This is a genomic window from Pseudomonas ekonensis, assembly GCF_019145435.1.
Taxonomy (GTDB): domain Bacteria; phylum Pseudomonadota; class Gammaproteobacteria; order Pseudomonadales; family Pseudomonadaceae; genus Aquipseudomonas; species Aquipseudomonas ekonensis.
Genome location: NZ_JAHSTS010000001.1, coordinates 2,692,308 through 2,707,908 on the forward strand (window position 1 = coordinate 2,692,308; position 15,601 = coordinate 2,707,908).

Genomic DNA, 15,601 nt, shown 5'->3' on the forward strand with positions numbered 1-15,601 from the left:
CATGAAAGCCCAAGCCCGCCACATTCTGGTGAAGACCGCCGAAGAGGCCGAACAGCTCAAGCAACGCATCGCCAAGGGCGAAGCCTTCGACGTGCTGGCCAAGAAACACTCGACCTGCCCGTCCGGCAAGCGTGGCGGCGACCTGGGCGAAGTGCGGCCGGGGCAGATGGTCGGCGCCATCGACGCGGTGATCTTCAAGAAACCCTTGCGCACCGTGCACGGGCCGATCAAGACCAAGTTCGGCTATCACCTGGTGCAGGTGTTCTTCCGCGACTGAGCGGCAAGATCCTGCCCCGCGGCGCCTCGGCTGCCGCCATCGCCAGCAGGCTGGCGATGGCGTACGGTCAGGCGGCACCGAATCCGGAGTACCGGCCTCATCGCTGGCAAGCCAGCTCCCACAGGGTTCTCGGGCGTTCGCAGGCCTAGCGGACAGCCGCTCCTTCAGCTCATCTCGGGATCAGTGCCCCCGGCACCTGGATCACTCGGCTCGCCAACCGGTGCCCTGCCTCGGCGGCGTCCGCCGGGCCGGCGCCTGACAGGCGGCTGGCCAGGTATGCCGCGCTGAACGAGTCCCCCGCCGCCGTGGTGTCGATCACCCTCTCGACCTTCTGCGCCGGCACGTCGAAGGCTTCCCCGTCGCAGCGGATCAGGCACGCCTCGGCGCCGCGCTTGAGCACCACTTCCGGCGTACCGACCTGCGCGTAGGCGTCGAACACCGCTGCGCAATCGGCGAACCCGAACAGCGCCTGTTCGTCCTCCACCGTCAGCAACGCCAGATCCACATGGGGCAACACACTGCGGTAGGCCGCCTGCGCCGCTTCCCGCGAGGCCCACAGGCGGGGCCGGTAGTTGTTGTCGAAGACGATGCGCGCATCCCGTTGGCGGGCTTCGGCCAACACCTCGACCAGCCGTTCCCGCCCCTGCGCGCCCAGCACCGCCAGGGTGATGCCGCTGAAATACAGCACGTCGTAATCCGGCAAGGCCGCCAGCGTCGCGGCGCCGTTCGGCAGGGTGAAACAGTCGCGCACGGCCGCTTCGTTGCGCCAGTACAGGAAGCGCCGCTCGCCGGCGGCGTCGGTCTGGATGCAGTACAGGCCCGGCAGACGGCCAGGCAAGCGCTGCACCCAGTCCAGGCCGATGCCTTCGCCGGCCCAGCGGCGGCACATCTCGTCGCTGAAGCTGTCGTCGCCCAGGGCCGTGACGTAATCGACCCGGGCCCGGTCGCCCATGGCCCGCGACAGGTAGACAGCGGTGTTGAGGGTGTCGCCGCCGAAGCTCTGCTGCAGGCTGCCGTCGGCGCGCTGCTGGAGTTCGATCATGCATTCGCCGATCAGGGCGATGCGCGGGGTGTGGGGGCCCAGGGGGCTGAGAGTGCTCATCTGAATGGAGTCCTGGCAATTCAAGGGTGTTCTTTGGGCCGTCATCGCCAGCAGGCTGGCTCCCCCATTGGATCTGTGTCGGGCACATGACCCTGCGGGAGCCGGTCTGCCGCAGATGGCGTCAGTGCAAACGCCGCCGGGCGCGGCGCTTGCTGAAGCCTCAGAAACAGGTGCCCATCGTCTCGATCACCGTCAACCGCTCATCCACCAGCAGCCCCACCCGCCATTTGTCGAAGGTCAGGCACGGGTGCGAGGTGCCGAACGAGATGATGTCGCCGACCCGCAACTCCACCCCCGGCGCCACGGTCATGAACGCATGCTGGTCCATCACCGCCGTCACCTTGCACGCGCCGACGTCATCCCCCACCGCCGGCAGCACCCCGGCCCTGTAGCGCAGCAACGGCACCGGCAGGCCGGCGTCGAACGCGACGTCTCGCTTGCCCAGGGCGACCACCGCAAACCCCGGTTCCGGCAGCGACTGCACATGAGCCCAGACCTCCAGGGCCGGGCGCAGCCCTTCGTGCAGGTCGCTGCGCCGGTCGAGCACGCAGCACTGCGCTTGCTTGTAGATGCCGTGGTCGTGGGCCACGTAGCTGCCCGGCCGCAGCACGCTGAGGAACCGCCCGGCGGCGTTCTGCGCCTCGAAGGACTCGGCGATCAGGTCGTACCACGCCGACCCCGACGCCGTGATGATCGGCTTGGCGACGGCGAACGCGCCGCTGTCCTGCAACTGCACCGCCAGGCGCACCAGCGACGCGGCGAATTCGCGGATGCCGCTGACGGCATGGTCGCCGTGGATCACGCCTTCATAACCTTCGATGCCGGTCAGGGCCAGGGCCGGTTGCGCGGCGATGGCCTCGGCCAGCGCGATGACTTCCTGCTCGCTGCGGCAACCGCAGCGGCCGCCGACCACGCCGTACTCGATCATCACGTTCAGCCGAACGCCCCGGGAGGCGAAGTACGCGCCAAGATCGGCGACGTTGTCCGGGTGATCGACCATGCAGTAGAAGTCAAAGCCAGGATCGGCCAGCAGATCGGCGATCAGCGCCATGTTCGGCGTGCCGACCAGTTGGTTGGCCATCAGCACCCGGCGCACGCCGTGGGCATAGGCGGCGCGGGTCTGGGTGGCGCTGGCCAGGGTGATGCCCCAGGCGCCGGCGTCGAGCTGACGACGGAACAGCGCAGGCGTCATGCTGGTCTTGCCGTGGGGCGCCAGTTCCGCGCCGCTGTCGCTGACGAACGTCTGCATCCAGCGGATGTTGTGCTCCAGCGCCTGGCGGTGCAGCACCAGCGCCGGCAGGCTGACATCGCGCACCAGGTGGGCGCCGACGGCGGCATCGCCCTTCTCCACGGCAGCGGTAGTGTTCACGGTCGTCATGGTCGAACTCCTCACAGTCGCGCCCGCCGACGGGCGCGGTCAGTCGTTGATGCGCCGGGCGAGGCTGTTGGCGCTCTCGATCAAGACCCGGCGATAGTCGTCGTAGTTGTTCTTGGCGTCGGCGCGCGGGGCGACGATGCACAAGGTGCAGATGGCCACGCCGGCGGGGTCTTTGACCGGCGCGGCGAAGCAGTGGGTGAAGGTGTCGGCGACACTGTCGAAGGAAAAGAAGCCGTCGATGCCGGCCTGACGGATTTCCCCCAGGAACGTCTCCAGCGGCAAGCGTTCGCCGTCCGGCAGGATGAAGTCGTCGGGGTCGATCAGGTCGATGATCTGCCGGTCGCTCAGGTGCGCCAACAGAAGGCGCCCGGACGCGGTCCACGGGATCGGCGCGTTCTCGCCGATGTCCGAGGAAATGCGAAAGTGCCGCTCGCCCTCCTTCATCAGCGCCACCGTGTACTTGCGCCCGTTGAGCAGGCACATCTGCGCGGTTTCCCGGGTCTGGCTGACGATCTCCTGCAAGGCGTGGTCGGCCTCGCGGCTGAGGTCGAAATGCCGCAGGTGCGCCTGGCCGAGGAAGTACAGCTGACGGCCCAGGTAGACGTGACCGTCCTTGCCCACCGGCTCCAGGATCCGCCGCTCAAGCAAGGACGCCACCAGTTCGTAGACCGTGGACTTCGGGCTGCCGATGCCGTTGGCGATGTCGTTGGGGCGCAGCGGCTGGCCGATCTCCTTGAGGAAATCGAGAATGTCGAACGCCCGGTCCAGGCCCCGGGCCCGGCGTTTGATGGTGTCTTCGGTCATGTCTTCAGGTTCCCATTCACAGTGCCGGGAGTGTACCGAGATCGCCGTGGCGACCGGTAGGCCGCCATCGCCGGCAGGCTGGCTCCCAGAGCAAGACGCCTGTCAAAGGTGGGAGCCACCCCGCTTCAAGCCTTCTTCTTGTAGGCGATGCAATCGATCTCGACCTTGCAGTCGACCATCATGCTCGCCTGCACGCATGCCCGCGCCGGGGCGTGTTCGGGCTTGAAGTACTCGCCGAACACTTTGTTGAAACTGGTGAAGTCCCGCGGATCGTCCAGCCACACGCCGGCGCGCACCACATCCTCCAGGCCGTAGCCGGCCTCTTCGAGAATCGCGATCAGGTTCTTCATGGTCTGATGGGTCTGCTCGACGATGCCGCCGACGATGATTTCGCCGTCCACCGCCGGCACCTGGCCGGACACATGCAGCCAGCCGTCGGCCTCGACGGCGCGGGCGAAGGGACGGGGCTGGCCGCCGGCCGCGGTGCTGCCGGTGCCGTATCGGGTGATGCTCATGGATGTTTCTCCTGATTGAAAAGTGAAAGGTCAGAACCGCGTGCTTTTGAGGAATTCCGCCAGGCGCGGCGACTGCGGACGCTCGAACAGTTCCTTGGGCGGCCCCTGCTCTTCGATGCGTCCCTGATTCATGAAAACGATCTTGTCCGACACCTCGAACGCAAAGCGCATTTCGTGGGTCACCAGCAGCATGGTCATGCCGTCTTCGGCCAGGCCCTTGATCACGTTGAGCACCTCGCCCACCAGTTCCGGGTCGAGGGCCGAGGTGACCTCGTCGAACAGCATCAGGCTGGGGTTCATCGCAATGGCCCGGGCGATCGCCACGCGCTGCTGCTGGCCGCCGGACAACTGGCCGGGAAAGTGGTCGCGGCGCTGCAGCAGGCCGACCCGCTCCAGCCATTTTTCGGCCAGCGCCACGGCTTCGTCCTTGTGCATCTTCTTCACCTTCAGCAGGCCGAGGGTGACGTTCTGCAGCGCGGTCAGGTGCGGGAACAGGTTGAACTGCTGGAACGCCATGCCGGTCATCGCGCGGTGGCGGGCGATGACTTTCTCGCCATGGCGCACGCGCTTGCCGTTGACCTCGTCGTAGCCGATGGACTCGCCGTCGAGCAGGATCTGCCCGCCCTGGAACTCTTCGAGCATGTTCACGCAGCGCAGCAGCGTGGTCTTGCCCGAGCCGCTGGAGCCGATCAGCGTGACCACGTTGCCACGCTGCATGCTCAGGTCGACGCCCTTGAGCACCTCCACCGCACCGTACTGCTTGTGCAGGCCGCGGATGTCCAGCAGAGGTTGGGTCTGGTTCTGTGAAGAAACTTGAGCTTGAGTCATGGCAAGGCCACCCGCTTTTCAATGTACCGGCCGAACAATTCGATGCCGTAGTTGATGACGAAGAACAGAAAACCGGCGAACAGGTAGAACTCCAGGGTCATGAACGTGCGGGCGATGATCTGCTGGGTGCTGAGCAGCAGCTCCGCCACGCCGATCACCGACAGCAGGGTCGAGGCCTTGACGATTTCCGTCGAGGAGTTGACCCACGTCGGCAGGATCTGGCGCAGCGCCTGGGGCAGCAGCACATAACCGAGCGCCTGACGGAACGTCAGGCCGATGGCCTTGCTCGCCTCCATCTGCCCGCGCGGCAGCGCCTGCAACGCACCGCGCACGATCTCGGCGACGTGGGAGCCGCAGAACAGCGTCAGGCCCAGTGCGCCGGCCTGGAACGCGCTGATCTGCCAGCCCAGCGCCGGCGCCATGTAGAAGCACGCCAGCACCAGCACGAACACCGGGGTGCCGCGGATCAGGTCGACGTAGAAACGGAACGGGGCGCGCATCCAGAAGCGGCCGTAGGTCAGGATCAGGCCGGCGACCACGCCGACCAGCGTCCCGAGCAGGATCGCCAGCGCCGACACCTGCACGCTGGTGACAAAGCCCTGCCAGAGCGGCTCGCGCGCCACCCACAACTCATGCAACCAACCGGGCGATTCGTACATCGCAGCCTCCTATCGGCGGATCGCCAGACGCTGCTCCAGGTAACGCAGCAGCATGGCGATGAGGTAACAGGCCGCAACGTACAGCGCCGTGGTCACCAGCCAGGTTTCGATCACCCGGTAGCTCTCGACGTTGATCTTGCGTGCGTAATAGGTCAGTTCCGGCACCGCGATGGCGGCGGCCAGCGAGGTGTCCTTGAACAGCGAAATGAAGTTGTTCGACAGCGCCGGCAGCACGTTGCGCAGCATCACCGGCACCGTGACGTAGGCCTTCACCTGCCACTCGCCCAGGCCGATGGCCAGACCGGCCTCGCGCTGCCCTTTCGGGATGCTCAGCAGCCCGCCGCGGAACACCTCGGTCAGGTAGGCCCCGGCGTACAGCGACAGCGTGATGATGAACGACGGGATCTTGTCCAGCCGGATCCCCAGGCTCGGCAACGCGAAATAGATCAACAGGATCAACACCAGGATCGGCGTGTTGCGGATCACCGTCACGTACACCGAGGCCAGCACCCGCAGGGCGCGATGCCTGGACAGCAAGGCGAACGCCATCAGCAGGCCGATCACGCAGCCGATGGCGATCGACACCAGCGCCAGCTCCAGGCCCAGTCCGAGCCCCGCCAGCAAGGTGTCGAAATCGCGCCACACGGCGGCAAAGTTCAACTGATAGTTCATGGTTGGCAGTACCTTGAGCGGGGCGACGCGCATCGCCCCGCTCTCACGGGATCATTTGAATTCGACGGGGAAACCGATGGCCGGGGTCGGCAGGTCGACGCCGAACCACTGCTTGAACGAGGCCGCGTACGTCGGGAACTCCACGCCGGTCATGGCTTCATGCAGGGTGGTGTTGACGAAGTTCAGCCAGTCCTGGTCGCCGCGCTTGACCGCGCAGGCGTAGGTCTGCGGGCTCCAGGCATAGGTCGGGCTGCGGTAGCGGCCGGGGTTCTGCACCATCAGGTACTTGACCGAAGACTGGTCGGTGGCGGCGGCATCGGCGCGACCGGAGTTCACCGCCTGGTACATCAGGTCGACGCTGTCGTACTGATCGACCTTGGCCTTGGGCAGCGCCTGGTGCACCAGTTCTTCGGCGTACACGTTCTGCAGCACGGCCACGGTCACGCCGTCGCCGGCGGCCTGCAGGTCTTCGATTTCCTTGTACTTGCTGTTGGCCGGCAGCAGCAGGCCCACGCCTTCGCGGTAGTACGGCAGGGTGAACGCCACCTGCTGGGCGCGGCTGGCGGTGACGGTGATGAACTGGCAGCTCATGTCGACCTTGTCGGTCAACAGGTTGGGAATCCGCGCATCGGACGACTGCACCACGAACTCGACCTTGCCCGGGTCGTTGAACAGCCCTTTGGCCACCATCCGGGCGATGTCGATATCGAAGCCCTGCAACTTGCCGTCCGCCCCCTGGAAGTGCCATGGCGCGTTGGTGCTGCCGGTGCCCACGATCAGCTTGCCCCGGGCCAGGACACTGTCGAGCTTGCTGTCGGCCGCCTGGGCCATGCCCGCAACGGCGGACGAAGCCGCGAGAACGAAAACACACGCTTTGAACAATGAAGGACGGCGATGCATGGCAAGGACTCCTGGAGGATGTATATTCCGCTATACCGGAACTTGGTATGTAACAACGGAATAGACAGCAGAAAGTGTGCCACAGGATTCGATGGGAATCTGTGCCGGATTGAAAATTTCAGGGAATCAAGGAGATACGTTGAACGAGGGAAAGCGGCGCAACTCACCCCGATGGCGTCGAGCGCTACCGATGGCCACAGGGGGCGGGTAACAGGTACTCAATGGGGGCAACTGGAGCGGGATTGGTGCGAGGCAAGAACCGGGGAATCAGAAAGAGGTGCGTCAGGCGCTGAAAAAGGGTGGGAAGTCAGCGCTGCGCGGCTGCGTTGTACACATCTGCTCCGTCACGTTTCCCCACCGCAATGACGGTAACGATCAAATGTCGGGGCGCTCCTGTATTTGTGTGGGAAAAGTACGCGTTTTCCGAGCCCACCTGTAATTTCTGACAGTAGACCCGCCTCCTTCCCTGCCTTAACGTCAGGAAACCTTTAACGGTCGTCTGGAGGAGTCTCTGATGAAGGCGATCCCACCTCTTGCAACGCTGCCCCCCACCTACCGCAAGGCCCTGAAGACCTGGCGCCCGGTGATCCTGTATTTCACCAACGAACACTGCCCCGCCTGCGAAATGGCCGGCCCGATCTTCCGGCATGTCGCCGAGCCGTACCGGCAGCGCGCCGACATCTACATGCTCAACACTCGCGATGCGCCCCGGCATCCGAACGTCACCGGGACACCGACGGTGCTGTTCTACCGGGACGGCAAGCTGATGAAGAAACTCAAGGGCATCGGCACCGAAGACACCCTCAGGCAAGACTTCGCCCTGCACGTCGGCAGGGTCAAGCCGCCCTCCCGGCACCGCCGACGCCGGCGGTGCCATGACCTGAACTGGCTCCACGTCACCTTGCGCACCCTGCGCACCATCCCCGATGCACGCCGACGGAACTTTTCCTGAAAGTGCCACCTAAGAGCCATCATCACTGGTACTTTCGTTCCAACTGATGGACATCAATCGCGCTCCGGGCCGGATTGGACAAGCTCCGATCCGGCTGCTTTTCTTTCATTTCTCAACACGAGATCCAGCGCGCCGGCCCACGGCCGTCGTGCGCTCACGTCCCAGGAGGGGTCCATGTCCTTTAAAGTCATGATGGTTTTCGGCACCCGACCGGAGGCCATCAAAATGGCCCCGTTGGCCCGGGTTCTGCGTCAGTGGCCCGACATCCAACTGAACATCTGCTCCACCGGCCAGCACCGGGAAATGCTCAACCAGGTGCTCGACGCCTTCGAACTCACCGTCGATGAAGACCTGCAAGTGATGACCCAGGGCCAGACCCTGAACGGCCTCTCGCAACATCTGCTCACACAACTCGACCAGGCCTACGGGCGGGTCAAACCGGACATCGTCCTGGTGCACGGCGACACCACCACCAGCTTCATCGCCGCCCTCGCCGCGTTCAACCGCCAACTGCCCATCGGCCATGTCGAAGCCGGGCTGCGCACCGGCAACCTGCGCGCGCCGTGGCCGGAAGAAGCCAACCGGCGCCTGACCGGCGTGATCGCCGACCTGCACTTTCCGCCGACCTCCAAGTCCGCCGCCAACCTGCTGCGCGAGGGCGTGCCCCAGGACAACCTGGAAATCACCGGCAACACCGTGATCGACGCCTTGCTGTGGATGCGCGAGCACCAGCGCGAGACCGGCTGGCACCCGGCCGCCGACTCCCCCCTGGCCGCGCTCGACGACAACCGCCGGATGGTGCTGATCACCAGCCACCGCCGGGAAAACCTCGGCGGCGGCTTCAACAACATCTGCGAAGCGCTGGCGGAACTGGCCGAGCGCTACCCGGACGTGCAGTTCGTCTACCCGGTCCATCTCAACCCCCAGGTGCAGCAAGTGGTGTACGGCATGCTGGCGGGCAAGCCCAACCTCTACCTGATCGCCCCGCAGGATTACCCTCACTTCGTCTGGCTCATGGGCCGCGCGCATTTCATCCTCACCGACTCCGGCGGCGTGCAGGAGGAAGCGCCCGCCATCGGCAAACCGCTGCTGGTGCTGCGCGACGTGACCGAGCGACCGTCGGTGCTGGAGAGCGGCACCATGGTGCTGGTGGGCACCGACAAGGCGCGCATCGTCCAGGAGGCCAGCCAGTTGCTCGACGACGAAGCGACCTACACCCGCATGAGCCGCGTGCACTTCCCATACGGCGACGGCCACGCCAGCGAACTGATCGCCACCCGCCTCCACGCCTGGCTGAGCGCACGCTCGGCGGCGGGTAACGGGGTATGAGCCTGGGTTGGGTCGATTTCTTCGCGTACGTGCTGTTCGGTCTTAAATATGTGGCGATCCTTCTCGCCCTGCTGATGTTCATCCTCGGCCTCGATGACCTGTTCATCGACCTGGTGTACTGGGGCCGCAAGTTCATCCGGCGCTGGCGCATCTACGAAAAATTCAAGCGCGCCGACGAGGAGCGCCTGTACGCGATTCCGGAAAAGCCGCTGGCGATCATGGTGCCGGCCTGGAACGAGGTCGGCGTGGTCGGGGAGATGGCGCGCCTGGCCGCCTCGACCCTCGACTACGAGAACTACCAGATCTTCGTCGGCACCTACCCCAACGACGCCGAGACCCAGGCCGACGTCGACGCGGTCTGCCTGCACTACCCCAACGTGCACAAAGTGGTGTGCGCCCGCCCGGGGCCGACCAGCAAGGCCGACTGCCTGAACAACATCATCGACGCGATCTTCCGGTTCGAGAACGAAGCGAAGATCCAGTTCGCCGGCTTCATCCTGCACGACGCCGAAGACGTGATCTCGCCGATGGAGCTGCGCCTCTACAACTACCTGCTGCCGAACAAGGACCTGATCCAGATCCCGGTCTACCCCTACGCGCCGGAATGGAAAGGCTTCACCGCCGGCCACTACGTGGACGAGTTCGCTGAGAACCACGGCAAGGACGTGATCGTGCGCGAGGCCCTGACCGGCCAGGTGCCGAGCGCCGGGGTCGGCACGTGCTTCAGCCGCAAGGCGATCAGCGCGCTGCTCGAGGACGGCGACGGCATCGCCTTCGACGTGCAGAGCCTGACCGAGGACTATGACATCGGCTTCCGCCTCAAGCAGAAAGGCATGAAGTGCATCTTCGCCCGCTATTCGGTGAGCGATCCGAAGCTGGCGCTGGAACAGCCCTGGGTGTTCGGCATGAACCGCGAGTTCGCCCAGGTGATCTGCGTGCGCGAGCATTTTCCCCGTGACCTGCAACATGCCATCCGCCAAAAGTCGCGCTGGATCGTCGGCATCGTGTTCCAGGGCACCAAGAACCTGGGCTGGAGCCGCAAGGGCCTGCTCAACTACTTCCTGTGGCGCGACCGGCGCGGGCTGATCGCCTACCTGCTGAGCTTCATGGTCAACCTGCTGTTCCTGGTGCTTTTGGCGATGTGGCTGATCACCGTGATCGCCCCGGAGGCCTGGCGCTATCCGTCGATCCTGGCCGACAGCGCGCTGCTCTCGGCGCTGCTGTGGCTCAACGGCCTGATGCTGCTCAACCGCCTGTTCCAGCGCGGCTGGTTCGTCACCCGCTACTACGGGATCGTCGAAGGCCTGCTGTCGGCGCCGCGGATGATGTGGAGCAACTTCGTCAACTTCTTCGCCAACCTGCGCGCCCTGCGCCAAGTCATGGAAATGGGCGACTCGCGGCGCGTGGCGTGGGACAAGACCACCCACGAGTTCCCGGCCTTGACCAAGGCCCAGCGCACCCCGCTCGGCCACCGGCTGGTGGAGAAAGGCCTGCTCAGCGAAGAGCAGCTCGAAGCCGCGATCACCAGTCCGGTGCGCCGCCGGCTCGGCCGCGAACTGCTGCTGCGCGAACACATCGACAGCACGCAACTGGTGCAGACCCTGGCCGAACAGCTGGACCTGGAATGGGCGCCGCTCAATCCGTTCAAGCTCGACAAACGCCTGATCGACGCCGTGCCGCGCCGCGTGGCCTCGCACTACGGCGTGCTGCCGGTGGCCGAGGACGGCGACACCCTGGTGCTGGCCTCCGAAGGCCCGGTCAGCCAGGTCTCGCTCGGCGCGATCGGCCGTCAACTCAAACGCCCCGTGCGCTGCCGTCTGGCGCCCCAGGGCCGCGTCACCCTGGGGATCCGCCACTGGTACGCGAGCCCCCGCCAGACCGAGGAAGTGCGTCATATGCTGCAAGTGCTGGAACGTCATCAGGACGACGAAGCCCTGCTTGAGCGGGTCAGCCATCACCAGGTGCTGCTGGGCAACCTGCTGCAGGTGCGCGGCATGGTGCCGCCGACCCTGTTCAATCAGGCCCTGATCGACTTCGATGCCGAGCACATGTCCCTGGGCGAACACCTCATCTCACGGGGCATGATCACCCAGGAGATCCTCGAGCAGGCCCTGGCCGACCAGGCCAGCGAACAGCAAGCCGCCTACCGCATCGTCCGGGAGGTCGCATGAAGCCTGTCGTCAACCGCCGCACCCTGCTGATGGGCAGCCTGTTGCTCGGCCTGAGCGCGCAGCCGTCGCTGGCCGCGCCGCTGAGCGATTTCGAGCAGTTCCGCAGTTACCCCTACATGGACCGCAGCTACCGGGAAGCCAAGAAAGGCAACTGGAAGGAAGTCGAACGGCTGATGCGCCACCTGCTGGAAAAGGTCCCGAAAAACGACGAAGCCCGGGCCTTGCTGGTGGAGTCGCTGGCCAAGCAGCGCCGCTACAAGGACGCCTTGCAGGCGCTGGGCAACGACAGCGACGGGCTGCTCGACCTGCGCCTGACCTGGATCGAGCAGGATCCGCCGTCCAGCACCCAGGTCGAAGGCTGGATGGCCACCAGCAGCCTGAACGACCGCATCCGCCTGTGGCAGGCCTACAGCCTCAGCCTGGCCAGGTTCGGCGGCGCGGGCCGGGCCCACGACTGGCTGGCGCAACTGGCGCCCAAGGGCGACGACAACATCCTGCGCCTGGCCCGGGCCAACTGGTCCGAGCAGTTGCGCGACTGGAACGGCACCATCGAGCAACTGGCGCCGCTGGCCGCCCGCAGGCAGCTCGACGCCGAAGGCTGGCAACGCCTGGCCAACGCCTACGTGCAGCGGCTGGACGAAAAGCCGCTGCAAGACCTGTTGCGGCAGGCCCCCAGCCCGGAAGCGGCGCGCAAGATCCGTCTGGCGATGGTCGACCGCGCCATCGCCATGGGCCACGATCAGCAAGCCCAACGCTGGATGCAGTCGTTGCCGGCCAGCGACCTGGCCGATCCGGCCCAGCGCCAGCGCCTGTGGGAGCTGGCCCGGCAGACCGGCGACAGCGCCAGCGTCCAGCGCCTGAGCAACGATCTGCAGCGCCCGTGCCTGGAGACCGTCGAGTGGCTGTCCCGGCACGACCCGGAGGCCGCCAGCGCCCAACTGCGCCGCTGCAACCCCACGGACGATCCGCAGGCCTGGCTGGTACTCGCCCAGCGCCTGCAGGCCACCGACCTGTTGCAGTCCACCCGCCTGCCCCAACCCTGGGACAACCGCCGGCAGGCGCAACTGCTCGACGTCTGGCAGGCCGAGGGCCGGAACGACGAGGTCATGGCCTGGCTCGCCGCCCAGCCGCAGACCGCCGAGGTGATCAAGCGCCGGGCCGAACTGTTGCAGAAACAGGGCCGCAGCCAAGACGCCGCCGGGCTGTGGGAGCGCCATTACCGGCAGACCGGCAACCTCGCGTCGCTGGATCAGGCCAGCTACATCGCCTTGAACGCCGGGCAGCGCGAGCGCGCGCAAGCGCTGCTCGAAGACGCCTACGACCGGCATGGCGGCCGCCTGCCCGCCACCGCGTTGCAGCGGTTGGCCGGGCTCTACGCTTCGTCGGCCGGCACGACGCCAGCCCGGCAACGGCGCATGGCATCGCTGCTGGGCCGCGTCGACGGCGCCACCCGGGGCCAACTGCTGGCGCAACTGGCGGAGAACGGCCAGTGCGACGTCGTGCGACAAGCCATCGGCAGCCAGCCGCAGGCCGCCGGCGACTTCCGCGCCCTTGGCCGTTGCGCGATGCCGGAACGGCCCGGGGAAGCCGTCGTGTATTACCGGCAGGCCGAAAAGCTCGGCGACCGCGGCAGCCGCCTGCCGCTGGCCTATGCGCTGGAGGCGGCCGGCGATTCCGCCGGGGCCCTGGCCCTCTGGCGCAGCCTGCCGGCCTCGGAACTCAGCGACAACGCCCGGCTCACCGCCAGCCGCAGCGCGCTCAACGTCGGCGACAGCCAGACCGCCGAACGCTACTGGCAGCAAAGCACCACCCGCGGCGCCAACGAATGGGCCCTCGGCGCGGCGATCGCCGACGCCCGGGGCGACCATGCCCAGGCCATGGAGCGCCAGCGCCAGGCCTTGCGGCAGCAACCCGATGCCGGCCACTTCTACGCCGCCTCGGTCACGGCACAGAAAGCCGGCGACCTGCCTCAAAGCACCGCGTGGCTGGCCGAAGCCGTGCGCCGCGACCCGGCCAACCCGCGCTACCGCGCCGACTACGGCATGCGCCTGGCCGGCGCCGAAACCCGTGAAGAACGCGCCACCGCCATCCCGCACCTGCAACAGGCCACCCGCGACTTTCCCGAGGACTACCGCCTCGGCGAGACCCTGGCCTGGCGCTACGACGAGGCCGAGGACAGCGCGTCGGCCCGCCGGGAACTGCGCCGGGTGATCGACCTGGAGCAGAACCCGGTGGCCGCCGACGACGAGGACGGCAGCATGGAAGCCCGGCGCTACCGTCAGCGCCGCGCCCACGAAACCCTGTCGCGCCGCGACAGCCGGACGCTGGCCAGCACTTGGTCGCCGGCCGGTGTGTCGACCAACGACTTCGTGCGCCCCGACGACAGCAAAGGCACAAACCGCCGTTCCGACTCGCAGAACGTGCAACTGGCGATGTGGGACCATGCGCTGGGCGAAGAGCCGAGCCGCGCCGGCAGCACGCTGTCGGTGTATGGCCGGGTGCTGCTCGGCGGCCAGGGCCGCTCGCGCTACGCCGAATCCCTCGCCGCCGGCGTCGGCCTGCGCTACAAGCCGTGGGGCACGCAGAACATCAACTTCTACGGCGAGATCTACAAACAGAGCCAGTTCGACGACGATGACAACCATAGCCTGAACCTGGGCCAGATGCTGGTGCCGGAAAAGCTGCTGGACCAGATCGGCGACCACCGTCAGGACGGTCACACCAGCACCGACTACCTGCTGCGCGCCACCGCCTCGTTCCTCGATCAGGGCCAGTACCGCAACGACTGGCGCGTCGACGAGAACGACTGGGACGAACGCTTCCTCTACCTGGACGCCGCGTGGTGGACCAAGGCCGGTGACCACCAATGGCTGTCGCGCTTCCAGCAGGGCCATGCCTGGAAACTGCCGTTCAACGGCGCGCAGACCCTCATGCCGTACGGCTTCCTCGAGTTCGCCAGCCAGGATCCCGGCAACGACTGGCGCCAGGACTTGCGCACCGGCGTCGGCCTGCGCTGGCAATGGTGGTACGACGATGACCGCTACAACGCCTACCGCTCGAAACTGACGGTGCGCACCGAGTACCAGCAATCGCTGGGCGGCAATCTGTATGAAGGCGGCAACGGTGTGCTGCTGGGTGTGGAGTGGAATTTCTGATGGCCCGATGGATAGTGTTTTTCTGCCTGTTGCTGGGCGCGACCGTGGCGCGGGCCGACGCCCGGGTGTTCTACCAACCGCTGAACGTCGATGCGCGGCTGACCCAGGCGCAATGGCAAAAGATCTGGCAGGACACCGCCCGCCAGGGCACCCGCACGCTGATCGTGCAGTGGACGAGCTATGGCGATTCGGACTTCGGCGGCGCGGACGGCTGGCTGGCCCGAAGCCTCAGGCTCGCGCAGCGCCAAGGCCTGGAACTGGTGCTCGGGCTGGCGATGGATCCGGCCTATTACCGGCGCATCGACGAGCTGGACAGCGCCGGCCTCGGCACCTACTGGCAGGCGCAGTTGGGACGGTCGCTGGCCCGGCAACGGACATTGCGCCAGGACTGGAAACTGCCGGTCGCCGGCTGGTATCTGCCGCTGGAGCTGGACGACCTGCACTTTCTGGCGGCGGACCGGCGGGCGACCCTGCAACGCCAGCTCAAGGACTTCGCCGGCCAATTGGATGCGCCGCTGCATGTCAGCGCGTTCAGCGCCGGCAAGCTGGCGCCGACGGTCAACGGCCAGTGGCTGGGCGAGATGAGCTCGGCGGGCATTCAGGTGTGGTGGCAGGACGGTGCCGGCACCGCACGTTTGCCGCCGCTGGTGCGCAACGGTTACGCCCAGGCGTTGCCCTGCTCCGTGGGCATCGTGCGCGAGGCCTTCCGCCAGACCAGCGCCGAAGGCCAGCCGTTCCGCGCCGAACCCGCAGCGCCGGACGCCAGCGCCGCCGGCTGTCACCCCTACGCGGTGTTTTCCCTGCGCTATCGGCCGTGGGGCCGGGTGATCCTCGACAACCAGCGCGAACATCAGTAGAG

Annotated in this window: 14 protein-coding genes; 6 read left to right on the top strand and 8 right to left on the bottom strand. The window is 66.5% G+C overall.

What is annotated here, in order from left to right:
* Position 1 precedes the first annotated feature (1 nt).
* The gene (locus KVG96_RS11900) at positions 2-277 is read left to right on the top strand and encodes a peptidylprolyl isomerase (protein WP_217892243.1); all 276 of its coding nucleotides are present in this window, start codon (positions 2-4) and stop codon (positions 275-277) included.
* A 169-nt stretch (positions 278-446) separates the two neighbouring features.
* On the opposite strand, the gene KVG96_RS11905 is transcribed toward KVG96_RS11900, so the two are convergent.
* The 8 genes from KVG96_RS11905 to KVG96_RS11940 form a co-directional block, all read right to left on the bottom strand.
* Positions 447-1,379 (bottom strand): sugar kinase, encoded by a 933-nt coding sequence (locus KVG96_RS11905; protein ID WP_217892244.1) that lies wholly within the window; start codon positions 1,377-1,379, stop codon positions 447-449.
* 160 nt (positions 1,380-1,539) lie between these two features.
* Positions 1,540-2,757: an amino acid deaminase gene (locus tag KVG96_RS11910; RefSeq protein WP_217892246.1), complete on the bottom strand. Its 1,218-nt coding sequence runs from the start codon at positions 2,755-2,757 to the stop codon at positions 1,540-1,542.
* Positions 2,758-2,796: 39 nt separating this feature from the next.
* On the bottom strand, positions 2,797-3,561 hold the full coding sequence (locus KVG96_RS11915) for an IclR family transcriptional regulator (RefSeq protein ID WP_217892247.1): 765 nt from the start codon (positions 3,559-3,561) through the stop codon (positions 2,797-2,799).
* A 125-nt stretch (positions 3,562-3,686) separates the two neighbouring features.
* Positions 3,687-4,076 carry a RidA family protein gene (locus KVG96_RS11920; RefSeq protein ID WP_039768794.1) on the bottom strand — a complete coding sequence of 130 codons (390 nt, stop codon included), beginning with the start codon at positions 4,074-4,076 and terminating at the stop codon, positions 3,687-3,689.
* Between the two features lie 30 nt (positions 4,077-4,106).
* Complete coding sequence (locus tag KVG96_RS11925) at positions 4,107-4,904, bottom strand: amino acid ABC transporter ATP-binding protein (RefSeq protein ID WP_217892248.1); 798 nt, start codon at positions 4,902-4,904, stop codon at positions 4,107-4,109.
* Entirely contained in the window at positions 4,901-5,563 is a 663-nt protein-coding gene (locus tag KVG96_RS11930) for an amino acid ABC transporter permease (protein ID WP_217892249.1), read from the bottom strand. Before KVG96_RS11930 ends, KVG96_RS11925 begins: the two co-directional genes overlap by 4 nt.
* A 9-nt stretch (positions 5,564-5,572) precedes the next feature.
* Positions 5,573-6,235, bottom strand: a complete 663-nt coding sequence (locus tag KVG96_RS11935) for an amino acid ABC transporter permease (RefSeq protein WP_007960243.1) — start codon at positions 6,233-6,235, stop codon at positions 5,573-5,575.
* 51 nt (positions 6,236-6,286) lie between these two features.
* Entirely contained in the window at positions 6,287-7,135 is an 849-nt protein-coding gene (locus tag KVG96_RS11940) for a transporter substrate-binding protein (RefSeq protein WP_217892250.1), read from the bottom strand.
* A gap of 514 nt (positions 7,136-7,649) precedes the next feature.
* On the opposite strand from KVG96_RS11940, the gene KVG96_RS11945 reads away from it, so the two are divergent.
* From KVG96_RS11945 to KVG96_RS11965, 5 genes are all read left to right on the top strand, one after another.
* Positions 7,650-8,087: a thioredoxin family protein gene (locus KVG96_RS11945; RefSeq protein WP_217892251.1), complete on the top strand. Its 438-nt coding sequence runs from the start codon at positions 7,650-7,652 to the stop codon at positions 8,085-8,087.
* A gap of 174 nt (positions 8,088-8,261) precedes the next feature.
* Positions 8,262-9,416: a non-hydrolyzing UDP-N-acetylglucosamine 2-epimerase gene (gene wecB / locus KVG96_RS11950; protein WP_217892252.1), complete on the top strand. Its 1,155-nt coding sequence runs from the start codon at positions 8,262-8,264 to the stop codon at positions 9,414-9,416.
* On the top strand, positions 9,413-11,587 hold the full coding sequence (gene nfrB, locus KVG96_RS11955) for a cyclic di-3',5'-guanylate-activated glycosyltransferase NfrB (RefSeq protein ID WP_217892253.1): 2,175 nt from the start codon (positions 9,413-9,415) through the stop codon (positions 11,585-11,587). The genes wecB and nfrB overlap by 4 nt, the downstream gene beginning before the upstream one ends.
* Positions 11,584-14,742, top strand: a complete 3,159-nt coding sequence (locus KVG96_RS11960; protein WP_217892254.1) for an NfrA family protein — start codon at positions 11,584-11,586, stop codon at positions 14,740-14,742. Before nfrB ends, KVG96_RS11960 begins: the two co-directional genes overlap by 4 nt.
* Positions 14,742-15,599: a DUF4434 family protein gene (locus KVG96_RS11965; protein ID WP_217892255.1), complete on the top strand. Its 858-nt coding sequence runs from the start codon at positions 14,742-14,744 to the stop codon at positions 15,597-15,599. The genes KVG96_RS11960 and KVG96_RS11965 overlap by 1 nt, the downstream gene beginning before the upstream one ends.
* Positions 15,600-15,601: the final 2 nt, after the last annotated feature.